The organism is Micromonospora sp. NRRL B-16802 (genome assembly GCF_001279555.1).
GTDB classification, from domain to species: domain Bacteria; phylum Actinomycetota; class Actinomycetes; order Mycobacteriales; family Micromonosporaceae; genus Micromonospora; species Micromonospora profundi.
Map to the genome: position 1 here is coordinate 1 of NZ_LGEB01000096.1, position 3,331 is coordinate 3,331.

Here is a 3,331-nt window from a genome sequence, read left to right on the forward strand (position 1 = left end):
CTGGCGCAACCAACACGCCCAACCCAAAACCGGATACGCGATCAACTCCAAGATCCGCCATCCCGATTACCCGTTCAAGGCCGCATGACGAGGCACTAGAAGATTCGCCAGTTTCATTCCCACTCGAATCTGTCGGCACTGTAAAAGTAGGTAATTGTCACCGACGCGAACCCCGTCCGCCAACCCCAGTCTAAACCGTGGACGGGGGTGGGCAATTCGGTCGCCGTATGCCGGGCCTGCCCGCACACCGGTCCCTTTGCTGGTCTGGCCCGCCCGGGCAACGGCCATCCACCGCTCTGCACGGTGGCGACCGGCGACGACATCAGGGGCTTCCACCGACGCGAAGGCGACGCCGCCGATGCCAGCCTGAAGACAACGCCATCACCGGCAACGACCGGAGCAGCGCCAGACCTCGTCCGTCCGGGAACGGCCCTGACCCGCGAGGTCGCCCCCCGCTTCGGACCGTCGACGCGAAAGGAACCGCCATGTCTGTCAGCGCTGTCATCGACGTTGCCAGGCGGAACCTCAGCCGCAGCGGTGTTCGTGCCGTGAAGTGCCTTTCGTTCTGTGTCGACCTCGCCGGTACGGCACTCATCTATCCAGTTTCCCCGGTGCCGCGAAGCGGGGTCTGGACTCCGCCCGTCGCGTAACTCCACCAAGAGCGAGCGAGAGTAGTTAGGAAATCCTGATGAGCAGGAATCGAGCCCTCTATGGAAATTATGAGGTAGGCGATCTCATTGGCTGGGGCGGTATGGCCAATATCCGCCTAGGTCGCGACATCCGCTCAGGTCGGTCCGTTGCGATAAAGGTGCTCCGCAGAGATCTTGCACTGGATCCCCTGTTCCAATCCAGGTTTCGACGCGAGGCGCGGATGACGGCTCGCCTCAGTCATCCCGCGATCGTCTCCGTCTATGACACCGGTTATAACGAGTTGGAAGGAGGATCGGCGGGTAGGGTACGAGTTCCATATATTGTCATGGAGTATGTCTCTGGCCGGCCCCTGTCGGACCTTCTCAAGGCTGGCGGACTCAGACTCAAGGACTCGATCCAGTATCAGGTCGAGATCCTCTCGGCGCTTGAGTTCAGTCATCGCGCCGGCATTGTCCATCGCGACATCAAACCGGCCAATGTGATGATCACAACGGAGGGTTCCGTCAAAATCGTGGACTTCGGAATCGCACACGACAGTGGCGATCCAGTCCCGGCGATAACCCAGGCCCACGAGATCCTTGGAACTCCCCAGTATCTCTCTCCCGAGCAGGTGCGCGGTGAGACCGTGGACGCCCGCAGCGACCTCTACTCCGCAGGCTGCCTGCTCTATGAACTACTTACCGGGCGGCCCCCCTTTATCGGTCCTGACCCGCTGTCTGTCGCCTACCAACACGTCTATGAGGAACCCGCGCGGGTCAGCACGCGCGGTCTAGACCTCACTCCCGCGCTTGATTCCGTACTCGTGAAGGCTCTCGCCAAAGCCCGGGAGGATCGGTTCCGGAACGCGCGAGCCTTCAGAGAGGCGCTCCAGTCTGCGGCGAAGGGCATCATTAGCGAAGATGGCGGCGCCCGCTTGGGTAAGTTCGAAAACGACGCGGCCAAGGCACCCGCCATGGGCGGCCACGCTGGCATGGCCAGCGTCGACCGCTGACCGGCAGCGCAGATCAACGAGGAGGTAGCGCGCGTGATCGCTACTTTCTCGGCGGCCAACTCTTGGGCACGGGCGAGTTCGCCGGTGAGCACGAGCACTGAGGCCAGGGTGGCGAGTGCGGCGGGGAGGGCGGTCAGGGCGCACGCTTCGCGAGTGAGCCGGACGTTGCGGATGGCCAGCAGATCGGACAGCGCTCGTCGTCCCACAGCATCGCCGCGGTGCGGCTGGCCAGCCACAGCCAGCGGTGGTCGTCGTCAGCTCGGCAGTCGTGGACTTGCAGTATCTGCAGGGCACAAGGTGGGCGCACTCACCGCGTACCGCTGTATAAACCGCGTGACGACTCCGTCGAGCAGGAGGTCGACCGGCTACGGCGCCCCGGCGGGCTGGAGGCGCGCTCTGGCGGCCTCGGGCACCTCGAGCGACCCGCGGCCCCGGCCGAGACGGCCAGCGTGAAGGCCGCGTTGACCGCCTGCAGGTACGTCTCGCGGGACAACATGGGGTCGAGCGGGCGAGCGCCTTGGCGGCGTCCAGCAGCATCCCGGCGCGTCGCTGCAGTGGGCCGGGTGGAACGCGATCCGGGCACGCAGTAGTTCGAGGCGGGCCCGCTGTCGCGCGTTCACGGGCCCGCCGGCTGTCGACAGTCAGGCTCCGAGGCGGCCACGGGCGCACCGGGCCTGCGCGGCCTCCAGCGCCCGGCTCGCACGGACGGCGGGCGCCGGTGTCAGCTCGGCCGCCCGTTGCAGGAACGCGGCTGCCGCGGCCTGCGCGCCGCGTGCGCGGCGCTGGTCGGGTGGCATGGCGGCCCGGCGCAGCAACTCCACGTCGTCGGTCGGCTCCGTCGTCGCGAGCGTGCTCCAGGATCGCGGCCTTTCCGATGCCCGCTTCCCCGCGCACCACAATCGCCCCGCTGCGCCGGCGGTGTTTAGGGCGAGAGATGTTCGATGGCCACCCGCCTGTACGCCAGCCCAGGAGGTCGGCCATTCCGCTCCCACCCGAGGCTGGGATGAGTCCCGACAGTGTCGGAGTAGGTAGTTGTCACCGACGCGAACCGCATTCGTTCCCGATGCCGGCCGCCTCCGCAAGGCCGCGTTCTCAGCGCGGATGGGGTTGATGACTCGGATGCCGCAGGTCGAGACAGGCCTCGAGTACGCGGCTTTCGTCGCTGGTCAAGCGCACCGGCCGTCCAAACTGGCTGACTCGCACGGACAGCGACCAGCTCGCTCGCGGCTGAGTGCGCTGACGGTAGGAGCTAAGGGGTTTGTACCGATGCCAAGGTGCCGCCATTAGCGGAAGCCTTGTGTCGAGACGAAAGGACCCTCGATGCCCATGAGACCTGTCATCGAAGTCGACCGACTGAACGTCACCTCCGGCGAGTTTCGCGCCGTCAAGGATTTCTCGTTCCGGGTCGCGGGCGGGGAGCCCGACGCGCTCCTCGGCGTCAATGGCGTGGGCAAGACCTCGACTCAGGGGGTCATCGAGGACCACCGGACGTCGCCGGCAGGCGCGGTGCGCGTGTACGGCAAGAGCCCCACGGACCGGCGCGCGGTGCGTCCCAGGATGGACATCGTGCCCAGTCGATAAGCGCCGCGACACGACAACGACGTCCAACGCGGACACCACCACCCGGTATGCGACAACAGGAGGGAAACGATCATGGGATTCATCGCCGTCGGGACCGAGAACAGCACC

At 66.0% G+C, this 3,331-nt stretch carries 3 protein-coding genes; 2 read left to right on the top strand and 1 reads right to left on the bottom strand.

The window, feature by feature from the left end:
- Nucleotides 1-688: 688 nt before the first annotated feature.
- Nucleotides 689-1,642 carry a protein kinase gene (locus ADK66_RS25460; RefSeq protein ID WP_082377660.1) on the top strand — a complete coding sequence of 318 codons (954 nt, stop codon included), beginning with the start codon at nt 689-691 and terminating at the stop codon, nt 1,640-1,642.
- Between the two features lie 641 nt (nt 1,643-2,283).
- Here ADK66_RS25460 and ADK66_RS25465 read toward each other — a convergent pair.
- Nucleotides 2,284-2,463 carry a hypothetical protein gene (locus tag ADK66_RS25465; protein WP_053659608.1) on the bottom strand — a complete coding sequence of 60 codons (180 nt, stop codon included), beginning with the start codon at nt 2,461-2,463 and terminating at the stop codon, nt 2,284-2,286.
- Between the two features lie 505 nt (nt 2,464-2,968).
- Here ADK66_RS25465 and ADK66_RS25470 point away from each other — a divergent pair.
- Complete coding sequence (locus ADK66_RS25470; RefSeq protein WP_053659610.1) at nt 2,969-3,223, top strand: ATP-binding cassette domain-containing protein; 255 nt, start codon at nt 2,969-2,971, stop codon at nt 3,221-3,223.
- Nucleotides 3,224-3,331: the final 108 nt, after the last annotated feature.